The 14,650-nt window shown below is 64.5% G+C and carries 15 protein-coding genes; 10 read left to right on the forward strand and 5 right to left on the reverse strand.

Annotated features, from left to right (window positions below; all coding sequences use genetic code 11):
* Nucleotides 1-28: 28 nt before the first annotated feature.
* From HYR72_22380 to HYR72_22405, 6 genes are all read left to right on the forward strand, one after another.
* On the forward strand, nucleotides 29-955 hold the full coding sequence (locus HYR72_22380; protein MBI1817734.1) for a DUF58 domain-containing protein: 927 nt from the start codon (nucleotides 29-31) through the stop codon (nucleotides 953-955).
* 218 nt (nucleotides 956-1,173) lie between these two features.
* Nucleotides 1,174-2,196 (forward strand): hypothetical protein, encoded by a 1,023-nt coding sequence (locus tag HYR72_22385; GenBank protein MBI1817735.1) that lies wholly within the window; start codon nucleotides 1,174-1,176, stop codon nucleotides 2,194-2,196.
* Nucleotides 2,183-3,178, forward strand: coding sequence for a VWA domain-containing protein (locus tag HYR72_22390; GenBank protein MBI1817736.1), 996 nt, complete (start codon nucleotides 2,183-2,185; stop codon nucleotides 3,176-3,178). The genes HYR72_22385 and HYR72_22390 overlap by 14 nt, the downstream gene beginning before the upstream one ends.
* The gene (locus HYR72_22395) at nucleotides 3,175-4,218 is read left to right on the forward strand and encodes a VWA domain-containing protein (GenBank protein MBI1817737.1); all 1,044 of its coding nucleotides are present in this window, start codon (nucleotides 3,175-3,177) and stop codon (nucleotides 4,216-4,218) included. Before HYR72_22390 ends, HYR72_22395 begins: the two co-directional genes overlap by 4 nt.
* Nucleotides 4,219-4,409: 191 nt before the next feature.
* On the forward strand, nucleotides 4,410-5,222 hold the full coding sequence (locus HYR72_22400) for a tetratricopeptide repeat protein (protein ID MBI1817738.1): 813 nt from the start codon (nucleotides 4,410-4,412) through the stop codon (nucleotides 5,220-5,222).
* 80 nt (nucleotides 5,223-5,302) lie between these two features.
* Nucleotides 5,303-7,888 carry a BatD family protein gene (locus tag HYR72_22405; protein MBI1817739.1) on the forward strand — a complete coding sequence of 862 codons (2,586 nt, stop codon included), beginning with the start codon at nucleotides 5,303-5,305 and terminating at the stop codon, nucleotides 7,886-7,888.
* 114 nt (nucleotides 7,889-8,002) lie between these two features.
* On the opposite strand, the gene tnpA is transcribed toward HYR72_22405, so the two are convergent.
* Nucleotides 8,003-8,425 carry an IS200/IS605 family transposase gene (tnpA, locus tag HYR72_22410; protein MBI1817740.1) on the reverse strand — a complete coding sequence of 141 codons (423 nt, stop codon included), beginning with the start codon at nucleotides 8,423-8,425 and terminating at the stop codon, nucleotides 8,003-8,005.
* 147 nt (nucleotides 8,426-8,572) lie between these two features.
* Between tnpA and glpK the strand changes: the two genes are divergently transcribed.
* Nucleotides 8,573-10,057, forward strand: a complete 1,485-nt coding sequence (gene glpK, locus HYR72_22415) for a glycerol kinase GlpK (protein ID MBI1817741.1) — start codon at nucleotides 8,573-8,575, stop codon at nucleotides 10,055-10,057.
* Between the two features lie 10 nt (nucleotides 10,058-10,067).
* Here glpK and HYR72_22420 read toward each other — a convergent pair whose 3' ends face one another.
* The gene (locus HYR72_22420; GenBank protein ID MBI1817742.1) at nucleotides 10,068-10,508 is read right to left on the reverse strand and encodes a hypothetical protein; all 441 of its coding nucleotides are present in this window, start codon (nucleotides 10,506-10,508) and stop codon (nucleotides 10,068-10,070) included.
* Here HYR72_22420 and HYR72_22425 point away from each other — a divergent pair.
* Entirely contained in the window at nucleotides 10,468-10,797 is a 330-nt protein-coding gene (locus HYR72_22425; GenBank protein ID MBI1817743.1) for a hypothetical protein, read from the forward strand. The two genes, HYR72_22420 and HYR72_22425, sit on opposite strands and share 41 nt — an antisense overlap.
* Before the next feature lie 966 nt (nucleotides 10,798-11,763).
* On the opposite strand, the gene HYR72_22430 is transcribed toward HYR72_22425, so the two are convergent.
* Both HYR72_22430 and HYR72_22435 read right to left on the reverse strand, forming a co-directional pair.
* Nucleotides 11,764-11,985, reverse strand: a complete 222-nt coding sequence (locus HYR72_22430) for a hypothetical protein (protein MBI1817744.1) — start codon at nucleotides 11,983-11,985, stop codon at nucleotides 11,764-11,766.
* A gap of 12 nt (nucleotides 11,986-11,997) precedes the next feature.
* Nucleotides 11,998-12,165, reverse strand: coding sequence for a hypothetical protein (locus HYR72_22435; protein MBI1817745.1), 168 nt, complete (start codon nucleotides 12,163-12,165; stop codon nucleotides 11,998-12,000).
* 448 nt (nucleotides 12,166-12,613) lie between these two features.
* On the opposite strand from HYR72_22435, the gene HYR72_22440 reads away from it, so the two are divergent.
* The gene (locus HYR72_22440) at nucleotides 12,614-13,069 is read left to right on the forward strand and encodes a MaoC family dehydratase (GenBank protein MBI1817746.1); all 456 of its coding nucleotides are present in this window, start codon (nucleotides 12,614-12,616) and stop codon (nucleotides 13,067-13,069) included.
* Nucleotides 13,070-13,145: 76 nt separating this feature from the next.
* Complete coding sequence (locus HYR72_22445; protein MBI1817747.1) at nucleotides 13,146-13,853, forward strand: iron-containing redox enzyme family protein; 708 nt, start codon at nucleotides 13,146-13,148, stop codon at nucleotides 13,851-13,853.
* On the opposite strand, the gene HYR72_22450 is transcribed toward HYR72_22445, so the two are convergent.
* Nucleotides 13,850-14,647, reverse strand: coding sequence for an alpha/beta fold hydrolase (locus HYR72_22450; GenBank protein ID MBI1817748.1), 798 nt, complete (start codon nucleotides 14,645-14,647; stop codon nucleotides 13,850-13,852). The genes HYR72_22445 and HYR72_22450 overlap by 4 nt on opposite strands.
* Nucleotides 14,648-14,650: the final 3 nt, after the last annotated feature.

A 14,650-nucleotide genomic window follows, 5' to 3' on the forward strand; every position in this document is an offset into this window, starting at 1 on the left:
TGAGTCGTGATTCGTGAGGAAGGAATCGATGACCGTAAAGGAACGTGAGCCACGCTCCGCGGCGCACGATCCGCGCACGCGCCTCACGACGGAGCAGCTCAAGGCGGTGCGCAAGATTCAGATCCGTACCAGCCACCTGGTCACGGATCTGTTTGCTGGCCAGTACCACAGCGTCTTCAAAGGCCGCGGCATGGAGTTCGCCGAGGTGCGGCTCTACCAGCCCGGCGACGAAGTGCGCACGATCGACTGGAACGTCACCGCGCGCACCGGCGTGCCGCACGTCAAGCGCTACAACGAGGAACGTGAACTGACGGTGATGCTGTTGGTCGACGCCAGCGCTTCGCAATACTTCGGCAGCGGGCGCCAGCTCAAGAGCGCGCTCGCCACCGAGTTGGCGGCGCTCTTCGCGTTCTCGGCGATCACCAACAACGACAAGGTCGGTCTCGTCATCTTCACCGATCGCATCGAGTTGGCGCTGCCGCCGCGCAAGGGGACGCATCACGTGTTGCGCGTCATTCGCGAAGTGCTGTCTCTCAAGCCCACCGGCGGTGGCACCGACATCGCCGGCGCGTTGGAACATCTCAACCACGTCACCAGCCGCCGCTGCGTGGTGTTTGTGGTCTCCGACTTCCTCGATCCACATTGTCGCAACGCGCTCAAAATCGCCGCCCGGCGCCACGATCTGATCGCCGTCGTTCTCAACGACCCGCGCGAAGCCGCGTTGCCCAACGTCGGCCTCGTCGAGTTGGAAGAAGCGGAGACCGGCGCGCGCTACGTCGTCGACACCGGCGACGCGCGCGTTCGCGACACCTTTGCCAAGCAGGCCGGCGCCGCGCGCAACGAGCGCGACCGCATGCTGCGCGCGTGCGATGTCGACGCCATTGTCGTCGACACCAACCGACCCTACACGGAAGCGCTGCTGCGCTTCTTCCGCATGCGCGAACGGAGACAGTAGGCGTGATGCCACGAACACGATTCGGCTCTCGCTTCTACTGGGGGCCTTGGACAAAAATGGAGGGGCTTCCCCACTCGTCATTCCGGCGAATGCCGGAATCCACGCTCAAGCCCCACACCCCCGCCTGGATACCGGCTTTCGCCGGTATGACGGATCCACTGCCGCGCGTTCCTGTGCAAAGCCCCCTCTGGGAGACGGTTGTCCGTGTAGGGTCCGCTGTGCGGACCATCCGCTCGCACCGCTTCGGGCAAGGACGGTCCGCGCAGCAGATCCTACTCGTCGTCTTGTTCTGCGTCCTTACGAGTGCGTTCGCCGGCCGCGCCGATGACACCACCCCCACTCCCGAAGAGTCGCCCGTCAGCATTCACGCCAATACCGAGCCCGCGTTGATCACCATCGGCACGCGCTTCAGGTACACGATCGAAGTGACGACAACGCCGGATGTCGAGGTGGTGCTAACGCAGCCGGCGGCGAAGATCGGCGACTTCGATATCGTCGACTTCGGCGATGCACCGCCGGCGCAACGGGACGGCAAGACCACCATCACGCGCTGGTTGACCTTGGTGGGCTACAGTCCGGGCGACCATCTGTTGAAGTCGCCGCCCGTGTACTACCGGCGCGCCGGTGAAGAGCTGAAAGAAGCGCCGACCAACGAACTCGCGGTATCGATCGAGAGTCTGCTGGCGAAAGCCGGCAACGTCACCGAACTCCGCGACATCAAAGGGCCCGAGGACTTCCCGATCGATTGGCGGCCGTACTACTTCGTTGGTGGCGCGCTGGCGGCCGTGCTCGCGCTCGGCTTCATTCTCTACCGTGTGTTGAATCGCTCGCGCCGTGGCGCGCTCGCACCGCCGCCGAAGCCGCCGCACGAGATCGCCTTCGACGAGTTGCAGCGCTTGCGCCGCCGAGGACTCATCGACCAAGGCGCCTTCAAAGAATTCTACTCGGCGCTGTCGGACATCGTGCGCACCTACGTCGAGCATCGCTTCGGTGTCCGCGCGCCTGAAATGACCACCGAAGAATTTCTGTTCAGCAGCGCGCGCGGAGATCGATTGCAGAGCGCGCACCGCTCGCTGCTCGCCGACTTTCTCACCGAATCGGACTTGGTAAAATTCGCGCGTCACGTGCCCACCATCGCCGACAGCGAGCGGGCGTTCGCCGCGGCCAAGCGTTTCGTCGACGAGACCGCGCCGGGATTGATGTCACCTCCGGAGGAGGAAAAGATCCGTGCAGTTGGGTAGCCCCTGGTTCCTGCTCTTGCTCGGATTGCTGCCGCTGCTGTTGCCGCGCGGCAAGCGATCCGACCGCGAGGCAGCGGTGCGCTATCCGACGCTGGCGGTGCTGCGCGCCGTCGCGCCCGCGGGCGCCTCGCGGCGCCGCGCCGTGCTCGGCCTGCTGCGCGCCGCCGCGCTGGGGCTCCTCGCTGTCGCCCTGGCGCGGCCGCAACTCGGCTCGGCCGAGACGCGCGTGCATCGCGAAGGCGTCGACATCGTGCTCGCCGTCGACATCTCCGGCAGCATGCTGGCGGAAGACTTCACGCTCGACAGCGGCCGCGCCAGCCGCGTCGATGTGGTCAAATCCGTCGTCAAGGAGTTCATCGCGGCGCGTCCCGAAGATCGCATCGGGCTGGTGCTGTTCTCGGCCCGCCCGTACACGCAGTGCCCGCTCACACTCGATCACGGCTGGCTGAATCAGAACCTCGAACGCGCCAAGGTCGGCATGATCGAAGACGGCACCGCGATCGGCTCCGCATTGGCAACCGCGGTGAATCGGCTGCGCGCCTCGACGGCCAAAACCAAGTTCGTCGTCTTGCTCACCGACGGGCAGAGCAACGCCGGCCGCATCACCCCGCAAACCGCCGCCGAAGCCGCCGCCGCGCTGGGTGTAAAGGTGTACACCGTCGGCGCCGGCACTCGCGGCGTCGCGCCGTATCCCGATCACGATCTCTTCGGCAACAAGGTCTACCGGCCGATGCAGGTCGACATCGACGAGGAGACGCTCAAGAAGATCGCCGCGACCACCAGCGGCCGCTACTTCCGCGCCACCGACACCAAGAGCTTGCGCGACGTGTACGAAGAGATCGATCGCAGCGAGAAGACCGAGTTCGAAGCGCCGCAGTTCCTCGATTTCCGCGAGCTCTACGCATGGTTTGCGTGGCCCGCGCTCGGTCTGCTCCTGCTCGAAATCGGTCTCGGCGAGACGGTGTTGAGGAAGTTGCCATGATCCTCTGGCGCGACACGCTCAATCTGATCGCGCTGGTGCTGGTGCCCGCGCTGGTCGTGTTTTTCGTGCGCGCGCGGCGGCAGCGGCAGCGTGCGTTGGAGACCTTCATCGCCGCCGGATTGCTGCCCACAATCGCGCCCGACGTCGATGCGCGCCGGCGCAGCGTGCGCATGGCGCTGCTGACGCTGGCGCTGCTCTGCTTGGTGGTGGCGCTCGGCGGACCGATGTGGGGCTTCCGCTGGCAGGAGGTTCACCGCGAAGGCATCGACCTAATCGTCGCCATCGACACCTCGCGCAGCATGTTGGCCGTCGACGTGAAACCAAACCGCCTCGCCCGCGCCAAGCTGGCGGTGCAAGATCTGCTCGCGCAACTCAACGGCGATCGCATCGGCTTGGTCGCCTTCGCCGGCAGCGCGTTCGTGCAGTGTCCCCTCACGCTCGACTACGGCGCTTTCGCGCAGAGCCTCGACGCTGTCGAGGTCGGCATCATTCCAAAGGGTGGCACCGCGCTCGCGGACGCGATCGACACCAGCCTCGAAGCCTTCGAAGGCCGGCAGGGGAGTCATCAAGCGTTGGTGCTGATCACCGACGGCGAGGATCACGAAGGCAAAGTGAAGGACGCCGCCAAGCGCGCCAGCGAGCGCGGGGTGAAAATCTACACCGTCGGCATCGGCACGCCCGACGGTGAGTTGATCCCGGGCGAGTCGGGCGGATTTCTGAAAGACCGCAGCGGCCAGGTGGTGAAGTCGCGCCTCGACGAAGAGTCGCTGAAGGACATCGCTGTGGAAACCGGCGGCGTCTACCTCCACGCCGTCGGCGCGTCGTTCGGTCTGACCGAACTCTACCGCGATTACATCGCGAAGATGGAAAAGCGCGAGTTGGCGAGCACGCTCGAACGCCGCTTCGAGCATCGCTTCCAGATTCCGTTGGCGCTGGCGTTTGTGCTGTTGCTGATCGAGCCGCTGGTCGGCGAACGGCGAAGCGTGCGTCGCTCGTTGCGTGCGCGACGGTGGTGGCGCCGCGCGAAGGAGCCGGCATGAGTCGGGGCCGGCGAGCTGGTTCGTTTTTCCGAGAGGGAACTCCCGTCCGAGGGTCCGTCATACCGGCGAAAGCCGGTATCCAGGCGGGGTCGTGGGGCTTGAGCCTGGATTCCGGCTTCCGCCGGAATGACGAGAGGGGAGCCCACCCCATTCATGCGGAGAGCCCCCGGCTGCTGGGAAGGCGGTCCACTGTGATCGCTGTGCTCGCGCTCGGCTGCATCGCCTGGCTCGATCCGTATGCCACGGCGCGCGAAGGCAATCGGCTGCTGGCCGCGGGCAAGTATGAAGAGGCAACGGCGAAGTACAACGAAGCGCTCGTCGATCAACCCGACTCGCCGCAGCTCCACTTCAATCAAGGTGTGGCCGCGTACAAGCAGGGCAAGTACGACGACGCGTTGAAAGCGTTCCAGCAGGTCCCGACCAGCGACGACGATCTGGCGCGTACCGCACGCGTCGCCTTCAGCATGGGCAACACCAAGGCGAAGTTGGCCGAGGCCGCCGAGTCGTCCGATCCGAAGGCCGCGCTGAGCAACTACGCCGAGGCGCTGGCGCTCTATCGCCGTGCGATGGGTGCCGCACCCGATGACCTCGACAGTAAGTTCAACCACGAATTGGTGGAGAAGAAACTCGCCGATTTGAAGAAGAAGCTCGAAGAACAACAGAAGGAGAAGCAGGACCAACAGCAGCAGAATGAACAGAACCAAGACCAACAGCAGCAAGATCAGCAGAAGCAAGATCAACAAAACTCGGGCGACAAGCAGGATCAGCAGGGCGAGCAGAAGGATCAACAGCAAGCCGAGCCGAGCCCTGACAAGGAAGACAAGAAGGACCAGCAGCAAGCGGGCGGTGGCGCCGCAGAACAAGCAGAGAAGAAGGACGGCGAGCTGTCGAAGCAGGAGGCTGCCGCCGTGCTCGACTCGCAACGCGATCAAGAAGTGCAGCCGGGCGACGTGATCAAGAAGCTCCAGGGCGCTGTGGTCGGCGAACCGGCGCAAGATTGGTGATGACAGCGCGCGGGTGTTGGGGCGACGCATGCGTCGCCCTCCGATCGGCGGTCGCGTGGGTCTGCGGCGGAGGGCGACGCATGCGTCGCCCCTACATGACGCTGCTTCTGCTCGCCATCACGACTGGTCGAGCCAATGCGGCCGACATCAGCGTGCGCGCGACACTCAATCGGTCCACTGTCCAAGTCGGTCAGACCGCCGACCTCACCGTCCAGATCAACGGCGCGCAGAACGCGCCGGCGCCAGCGTTGACCGCACCCGACGGCGTGAGCATTCGCTACGCCGGTCCGTCGACACAGGTCTCGATCATCAACAACCAGATGTCAGCTTCGGTGGGTCACCACTTCACCGTCACGACGACGAAGCCGGGGACCTTCACGATCGGACCGATCAGCGTCGAGGTGGACGGCAAGTCGTACGACGCCGGCAGTGTCACACTAACAGCCGGCGCAGCGCCGCCACCGGCGCGCGGGCAAGCTGCCGCGCGGGGTGGATCGCAGCAGCTACGGATCGAGTTGTCCGCGCCGAAGACGGAGGTCTATCTGCGCGAGCGCCTGCCGCTGAGCGTCAAGCTCATCGTCGGCAACGTGCGCGTCAGCGATCTGCAATACCCGACGATTACCGGCGATGGCTTTGAGCTGGAGAAGTTTGCCGAGCCGGCGCAGCATCAAGAACAGACCGCGCAGGGGGCGACGCAGGTCGTCGATTTGCAAACGACGCTGACGCCGCTGCGCAGCGGGTCGCTCACAATCGGTCCCGCCAAGATGACGATGAACGTGATCACCCCGCGGCGTGGCGGCGGCACTGATCCGTTCTTCGAGCAGTTCTTCGGCAACGATCCGTTTGGCGCACGCAAAGCGGTCGAGCTGCAGTCCGAGCCGCTGACGCTCACCGTGCTGCCGTTGCCCGACGCCGGCAAGCCCGCGGATTTCTCCGGCGCGGTTGGCCGCTTCGAGTTCGAGGTGAAGGCCGCGCCGCTCGATCTGCAGGTTGGCGATCCCATCACCGTCACGATGACGATCCGCAGCAGCGGCAATCTGGAGAACGTCACAGTGCCGGCGATCGCGGGAAGTGACAAGCTGCGGGTCTATCCAATTCAAGCGCAGTCGCCGCCGACCCAGGCGCAGCCTGCGGCGAGAGCACATGAAAAAGTCTTCGAGCAAGTAGTACTGCCGCAGCAGGCCGGCGCCGTCACCCTCCCCGAGCTGCGTTTCAGCTACTTTGATCCCGAGGCGCGCGCGTATCGCACGATCACCCAAGCGCCGATCGCGGTGAACGTGCGCGCGTCGGCGCAAGCGCAATCGGCGCCGCGGATTATCGGCGCGCTGCCGCGCGAGGCGACCCGCGCGCCGGAGTCGCTCGGACGCGACATCGTCTTCATCAAGGACGCACCGGGCGAGTTTACGCCCATCGGCGCGCGCCGCTATCGCAACGTGGCATTCTGGCTGTTTCAACCCTTGCCACTGCTGGCGTGGATCGCGGCGCTCGTCTACGACCGCCAGCATCGCCGACTCACCGGGGACGAACGGTACGCGCGATTCACGCGCGCCGGCCGACAGGCGCGCGCCGCTATTGCCGGCGCACGCGATGCGATGCAGGCGGGCAATCCGGCCGCGTTCTACGACGCGGTCGCGCGCGCCGTCAGCGAGTACCTTTCGGCCAAACTCGCGCTGCCGCCTGGGAGCGTAACGGCCGATAGCGCCGGCGATCGCCTGCGCGCGCTCGGATTGCCGGCGCAGATCACGGATGAGCTGACGGAATTCTTCGCTACCTGCGAGCGGGTGCGTTTCGCGCCGGCTGCCGCCGGCGACGGCGACATGCGGCGCACGCTCGAACGCGCCGACGCGATCGTGCGTGCGCTCGAACGCGAGCGCGCTGTCGCCAAATCGGTGGCCAAATCCGTCGTCACAGTGGCGCTGGTGCTACTGCTCGCCGGCTTCGCGTGGGCCACCGGCTTCGCATCAGCGACGACAAACGTGGAGAGTCCGAACACGCTGTTCTTCCGCGCCAACGCGCTCTACGGCGAAGAGAAGTACGCCGATGCGGCGGCGGAGTACGAGAAGATCCTCGCCGGCGGTGTCGACAGCGGCAACCTCTACTTCAATCTCGGCAACGCCTACTTCCGCAGCGGCGACGCCGGCCATGCGATCCTCAACTACGAACGGGCGCGGCGCGTCATGCCGCGCGATCCCGATCTGCACGCCAACCTCGGCTTCGCCCGTGAAGGCAGCGACGACAGCAACGACCTGCCGGTCTACGCCCGGCTGCTGTTTCCACTCGCCGAACGGATGAGCGGCGATGAGTTGCTGCTCTTCGCCAGCGCGCTCTACACGCTGCTGATGATTTGTCTCATCTTCAGCCGCTTGGTTCCGACTGCGCAACGCATCGGATCGCGCGCTACGGTCGGTGTCGCGGTCGCGCTCGCCATCGTGGTCACGTCGACCGCGTATCGGTTGTGGGCGATCGACCTGCCGACCTACGCCGTGGTGGTGGCACCGAGCGAGCAGACCGTGCGCTTCGAGCCGTCCGCGTCCGGCACCACGCACTACGCGGCCAAACCCGGCGCGCTGCTGCGAGTGCTCGCCGAGCGCGAAGGCTGGGCGCAAGTCGCGCGCAGCGACGGCGAGCGCGGCTGGATCGAGTCGGCGGCGGTGGCGAAATTGTAGGCGAAGCTGTCGCAAGGATCGATCGGTAGGGAGAACCGGCGGTTGAAACCGCGGCTGTAAAATACACGAAGTCCGCCTTCGCGGACTTGATGGCGCAATGCATCTCGACAGCCGTCACTCCTCATTGGTTCCGCATTGCTCCCAGTCTGCAACGATCGTTACCGCGTTGTGATGCTCTTCCTGCCGCTCGATGTAGGCCTTCACCGCATTCACAGAATCCTTTCCAACTGTTAACGCGCCGTACGATCCGTGCCACTTGAAGAAGTCACCCGATGAGATCTGATGGGTAACGAGATGAGAGCTGGCCCCCTTCACTTCCTTCATCAAGCGGGCGACCGCTAAGGTTGCCGGTATCCGCACCACGAGATGCACGTGATCCGCTATGCCGCCAATCGCCAGCGGCTCACAGCCGAGGTCATCGCACTTGGCGGGAATGGCGACGTATACCGCTCGCTCCCCATCAGAAACAAGCAGCGGCGTTCGGTCCCATGTCGCCCACACGCAATGAACCCACAGTTGGGTGAACGACCTGCGCATGCCGCCCGCCTTCCTTACTGAGTCCGCGTAGGCGGACTTGGTGCCGTTCCTAGTCGCGGTTTCAACCGCAAGGCAAACTCTCTCAGCCCAACCGTCCTTGACTTTCGGCCCTCGAATCCCGACTGTCGACACCTTCGGAGGGGGCACATGTCTCGCTACGTTCTCGCCATCGATCAGGGCACGACCGGCAGCACGGTGATCGTGTTCGACGACACCGGACGCGTGCGCGGCCGCGGCTACTCGGAGTTTCGCCAGTACTACCCGAAGCCCGGCTGGGTCGAGCATGATGCGGAAGAGATCTGGACCGTTACGTTGCGGGTGATCAAGGCTGCGCTGCGCAGCGCGCGGCTGAAGCCGGCGCAGATCGCCGCCATCGGCATCACCAATCAGCGCGAGACCACTGTGCTGTGGGATCGTCACAGCGGTCGGCCGATTCATCGCGCCATCGTCTGGCAAGATCGCCGCACCGCGCCGGCGTGTGAAGCGCTGCGCGCCGCCGATCTCGAACACGCGGTGCGCGCCAAAACCGGCCTGGTGCTCGATCCGTATTTCTCCGGCACCAAGGTGAAGTGGTTGCTCGACAACGTGAAGGGCGCGCGCGCCAAAGCCGATCGCCTTGCGTTCGGCACCATCGACACTTGGCTGATCTGGAAACTCACCGCTGGGCGCACGCACGTGACCGACAACACCAACGCCTCGCGTACGCTGCTGTTCAACATCCGCGAACGCCGATGGGACGCCGAAATGTTGCGCACGCTCGACGTACCGGCGTCGGTACTCCCCGACGTGGTGCGATCGAGCGGCACCGTCGCGACCACCGACGCGAAAGTGTTCGGTGCCGAGGTGCCCATCGCCGGCATCGCAGGCGATCAGCAAGCCGCCCTGTTTGGGCAGGCCTGTTTTCATCCCGGGTTGGTGAAGAACACCTACGGCACCGGCTGCTTCATGCTGCTGTTCACCGGTGACGATGCGATCGAGTCACGTCGTGGTCTGCTCACGACGATGGCGTGCGCGGCCGATGGTGGTCCGGCGTACGCGCTCGAAGGTTCGATCTTCATCGCCGGGGCGGCGGTGCAGTGGTTGCGCGACGGCCTTGGCATCATCAAGACGGCGGCCGAGACCGAACGCCTCGCGCGCCAGGTCGATTCGACGCTGGGCGTGTACTTGGTGCCCGCCTTCGTCGGCCTCGGTGCGCCGTACTGGGATCCGCAGGCGCGCGGCGCACTGGTCGGTCTCACTCGCGGCGTGACGCGCGCGCACGTCGCGCGGGCGACGCTGGAATCACTAGCGTATCAAACCCGCGACGTGGTCGACACGATGCTCGTGGAGTCGGGCCGGCAGCTCGCCGGCCTGCGCGTCGACGGCGGCGCGGTGGCGAACGATTTCCTGATGCAGTTCCAAGCCGACGTGCTCGGCACAGTGGTCGATCGGCCGAAGGTAATCGAGACCACCGCGCTCGGCGCCGCGTTGTTGGCCGGCATGGGCGTGGGCCTGTGGAAGTCGCCCGCGCAGCTCGAACGCGTGCGCCAACGCGATCGGGTATTCAAGCCGAAGATGAAGCCGGAGCAGCGCGAAGCGCTCTATCAAGGCTGGCGCCGCGCGGTCGCGGCAGTGCGTTCACTCGGCGCGTAGCGCGGCGCTCTCACGGCATTGAGTTCGGCACCTCCTCAACTATTGCGCCGCGAAGCCCCAAATTTTCTGCACTGAATGCATCGGCGGCGGCCTGTTCGTAGAGTTGGTCCATCTGTTCGTGAAGGGCGAGCAAAGCGGAGAGGCGCTGGATCATCGATCGGAAATGGCGCGCGTCGGCGAGCGTCAGCGTCCGGCAGTTCGGATCTTCAGTGCGACGGTAACCCAGCCACTTCTTGAGCACGGGGTAGCCACCGAGTTCATACTGCCAGACTCGCTGGGGCACGTTGGCGAAGAGGACATCGGGATTGATGTAGAGGTCGCCGGTGCGCGGCCCCCACGCCGGTATCGCCTGCTCCGCCGCGGTAAACGATCGCTCGACCCACTTGCCTTTTCCCCCACCGAAGTACGCGATGGTGACCGCGAAGGTCGGCAGCCGCCACAGCACCACCATTGAGCTTGCGCAGGACACCGAGTCCGCGTGTTCCCGGCACACCGAGAATCATCTCGATCGCCTCATCCGCGTCGGCGAGCGGATCGAGCAGCGTCGCCACTTGCTCGCCGAGCTTCACCAGCCGCAGAAAGAGATCGTGATCGTTCGGTATCGGCACATGTGCCCAGTCTTGCGCGATGGCATCCTTATGATCGGCTTCGTAGCTCGGCGCGTGCATGACAGCCAGCGCACAGCGAAAGAGCTGGCCCACGAGGCGCTTGGCTTCATCGTCTTTAGGACCGCCAGCTAGATTCCAAGCTCCTTTGAACTTCTCCCACGCACGCAGCGGAAGATTGGCCGTGCGCGCCGTTACCAAGGTGCCCGAGCGCGATTCGCGCGGAAAGCAGACCGATCCGCGATCGTGCAGATGAAGGTCGACTAGACTGCGCGCGAGAATCGGCCGTGTCTCTGACACTTGCCAGTGGCTGGGGAACGGCGACTAGGAACTCGTTGTCGAGTAAGTTGTCCCAGAACTCCGGGCGGCGTCGGTTGAGTAGCTTCGAATTCGTCTCATAGTAAGTCCACCATGAGTCGAGCGGAAGCCGCAGGTACGGGACGAGCTGACTAGAGCTGAAGTTTCAGCGCCCTCGCAGTTGTGTCCAGACGGCCTTCGGGTCGTATCCGGCACGCTTGGTCATGAGCGTCGGGAAAGCTTGTTGAAGCGCTTCGAAGCCGGACGCAGAAAAGTGCCGAGACATCCGCGCCGCCAGTGCGTCGCGATCAGTGTCCGCGACGCTACCTTCCAAGCCGCGGTTGGGATTCACGCCTTGAAACGATGTCGGAAACAGTTCGTCGAGGCCAGGCCACGCTTCGAAGCCTGCGCTGAGGTCACGGGGCGAGAACATCCAGCGATTGGCTTGGCTCGCGTGGAACGTCTCGTATCGCGTGGCTCTTCGGGTTGCTTGGCGGCACTGCGTTGGCGTGTTGGCTCCCAGGATTCGAGATCCGCTGAGTCGTGAAGGGCGCTGCGCTTCGCGTCGGCTCGGCCCCAAAACTCGCGGTAGTGCACTGACGTCTCGGTCGGGGTTGTGGGAGGGCGCTGTCGCTTCGAGAAAGTTGTGATGCACGTTCCGACCTGAATTCCGCGGGGGTCCTGGTTGGTCGTGAAGATACTCTGGTCGGAGCTGCCCCCACCTGGCAGGCCTTGAGGGATGATCTTGCCCGTGCGGTACTTGTCGCCGTTCAGATTGTCGATCCACACCTCGTGAAAGTTCCTCTAGAGAGACTCGCGCATCAGTGGATGCGAGCGCCCTGTGAGGTAGGAGGAGTTCGGAATGTAGGAGACAACGCCGTACTCGGCAGTTTCGCCAATACGTTTCTCCGCGAGGCGAAAAAAACGACTGTACAGGTCGTCGAGCAATTGTTTGCGGACACCCCAGCGCAGGTACAAGAGGCTTTCTCCATCTTGGACCAGAACGGGCGTGCCGTCGGGGTTCACTACCTCGTCACCTTAGCGGTCGCGCTTCTTGCGACGATGAATGCCCTTGTAGTGGTCGACCAGACCGGCTTCTTCCGATAGCGCCGCGCCGGCAAACCGATTGTAGGGCGGGTTGCCGAGAATCACGATGATCTTCGCATCGCGCTTCACACTTTGCGCGAGGTCGTGCTCTTCTTGCAACTCGCTTCAAAACCACCCAGTACCGACCAACGGCGGGGGGCAGGTCACCCGAGCGTACCTCGAAAGGCAGGTCTCGGCTTGCCAGCAGCCTCGTCCAAAGTTCCTTGATGTGCGGGTAGTAGGTGTCTTCGGTTGTCGAGGATGAGCGGTACGGGGTACAATGAACAGATCTCCTTGACGAAGCCCGCGCCGCCGCTCTCAAGGTCGTTCACTTCAGCACCTCGATCTCCCCGCATGCATGTGCTGACGTTCTTGCGCACAGCACGTCTCCATGTTTCTCTCGCTCGGAGCCATCCCGAGCACAAGTTGAACCGCGCCGCTCCGGCTTGGCCGTCGTCGAGAGCGCCTTGTGCGTGGAAGTGGCGCAGGACTCGAACGAACTCGGTCGATCATCTCGTCCTTGAGCCGCCTGGCGGGGTCTAGTAAGAGCGCCATCGGAGGACTCGCAATGCAGGACGGACCGTACTTCGACGACTTCACCGCCGGGCAAGTCATCAAACACTGGCCGGGTCGTACCATTCGAGACTTCGACGATACTTGGTTCACCTTGATGACGATGAACACCAACCCGATTCATTTCGACGATCACTACGCCAGCCAAACCCAGCACGGGAAGTGTCTGGTCAACGGCATCCTAGTGTTCGCCATCACCGTCGGCATGAGCGTGCGCGACGTGAGTCAGACCGCGCTGGCCAATCTCGAATACGAAACCGTGAAGCATCTTGGTCCGACTTTTCACGGCGACACGATCTACGCCGAGACCGAAGTCTTAGAGACCATTCCATCGAAGTCGCGCGATGACCGCGGGGTACTGTACGTGGAAACCCGCGCGTGGAATCAGAAGAACGAGCCGGTGCTGTCGCTCCGCCGCAAAGTGTTGGTGCCGCGCCGGCCGAAGTCGTGAGTCGTTTTCGCGACTCGTGTTCAAGGCCATCGACGAGCACGAGCCACGAACACGATGCACGAAGAGGAGGTGCCCGATGCCACGATCCGCTGATGAGTTCGCCAATCGCCTGTGGGCGATCGTTGATGCGAAGACGTTCGTGCGGCATCCCTTCTGGGGACGCGTCGCCAGCGGCGCCGTGACGCGCGAACAGCTCGCGCAGTGGGCCGCTCAGTACTACCTGCGCGCCCGCGAGTTCTCACGCTGGCTGAGCGCGATCCACTCGCGGTGTCCCGATCAAGCCGTGCGCAACTTCATCGCCATCAATCTGTACGAAGAGCACGGCGACTTGAAGCCGGAGCGCGATCATCCGGCGGTGTATCGCAAGTTCACCCGCGCGCTCGGCGTCAGCGACGCGGAGTTAGAGGCCACGCTACCGCTACCCGAGACCCAGGCGTTCGTCGATCGCATGTTCCAGATCTGCCAGCAGGAGCCGTTCGTCGTTGGCCTCGCCGCGATCGGCGTCGGCATCGAAGGCAACGCGCGCCCGCGTCCGGAACGCCACGGTCAGGGCCTCGGCTTCATCGGCTTGTTCAAGCGCCTCTATCAACTCGATGACGACGCCGTGGAATTCTGGACGATGCACACGGTAGTCGACTGCGATCACAGCGAGCGCTGCATGAACATCATCACGCAGCACGCGACCAGTGATGATCTGCAGACGCGCTGCGAGACTGCGGTGCGGCAAACGCTGCAAGCGTGGCGGTTGTTCTTCGATGGGTGCAATCGCGCGTACTTGAGCTAACCTTCCAGCAATCGCCGGATTGTTCGCGCATAGAACTGCGGATCGCCGGCGGCTTCCGCGAGTGATTCGGCACTCTCCAATCGGCCGCGCCGCGCGGCGGCTGCGATGCGGCGAGCCAGCGACAACGGCCGGGTCGGATCGCCGCCCCAGCCGAGCACGCCGATCGGCATCCGCAGGGCGGCGATCGGCGAGAGGCTGTCGAACAGCACCCACTTGGGCACGGCGCGATGCGCGGCGACAAAGCTGTCGAGTTGGTGATGGCTCCAGTGCGCCGTCACCACCTGCGCGATGCGGCGCGGGATGCCGCGTCCCATGGCCCCGAGCGCGACGGCGTCGGCTGCCGCCTGCAAACCGTACTGCGCGGCGAAGTCGGCAAGCGCCGTGATCATCTCGCTAGCCGGATTGGCCTCGTCGGCGCTCGTCGGCGCAATCAGCAGCAGATGCTGCACGCGTTTGGGGTGCACCGTCGCAAACAGCAGGGCGGTCGCCGCGCCCATCGACTCGCCGGCGACGATCGCCTGCGGCACACCCACATCATCGAGCACCGCCACCATGTCACCAACCATCCGGCGCGGATCGTAGCGGGCTTGGTCGGTCACCGGCGTCGAGCTGCAGTGCCCGCGTTGATCGAACACGATCACTTGAAAGCTCTCGGCAAGCGGTTGCAGGAGTTGGCGCGCCTGATGCCGGCACGAACCCAAGCTGTGGGCAAACAGCAACGCCGGGCCCTTGCCGAATACCTCGACGGCAATAGTCAGATCATCGCTGCGGACGGACCGCGGTTGCTGGCTCATTCG

The sequence above is a fragment of the Deltaproteobacteria bacterium genome, from assembly GCA_016178705.1.
Lineage (GTDB): Bacteria > Desulfobacterota > Binatia > HRBIN30 > JACQVA1 > JACOST01.

Coding starts and splice junctions, on each gene's coding strand:
- HYR72_22380 (MBI1817734.1), top strand. CDS start 29: ATGACCGTAAAGGAACGTGAGCCACGCTCCGCGGCGCACGATCCGCGC.
- HYR72_22395 (MBI1817737.1), top strand. CDS start 3,175: ATGATCCTCTGGCGCGACACGCTCAATCTGATCGCGCTGGTGCTGGTG.
- HYR72_22405 (MBI1817739.1), top strand. CDS start 5,303: ATGCGTCGCCCCTACATGACGCTGCTTCTGCTCGCCATCACGACTGGT.
- tnpA (MBI1817740.1), bottom strand. CDS start 8,425: ATGCGCAGGTCGTTCACCCAACTGTGGGTTCATTGCGTGTGGGCGACA.
- glpK (MBI1817741.1), top strand. CDS start 8,573: ATGTCTCGCTACGTTCTCGCCATCGATCAGGGCACGACCGGCAGCACG.
- HYR72_22425 (MBI1817743.1), top strand. CDS start 10,468: ATGGTGACCGCGAAGGTCGGCAGCCGCCACAGCACCACCATTGAGCTT.
- HYR72_22420 (MBI1817742.1), bottom strand. CDS start 10,508: ATGGTGGTGCTGTGGCGGCTGCCGACCTTCGCGGTCACCATCGCGTAC.
- HYR72_22440 (MBI1817746.1), top strand. CDS start 12,614: ATGCAGGACGGACCGTACTTCGACGACTTCACCGCCGGGCAAGTCATC.
- HYR72_22445 (MBI1817747.1), top strand. CDS start 13,146: ATGCCACGATCCGCTGATGAGTTCGCCAATCGCCTGTGGGCGATCGTT.
- HYR72_22450 (MBI1817748.1), bottom strand. CDS start 14,647: ATGAGCCAGCAACCGCGGTCCGTCCGCAGCGATGATCTGACTATTGCC.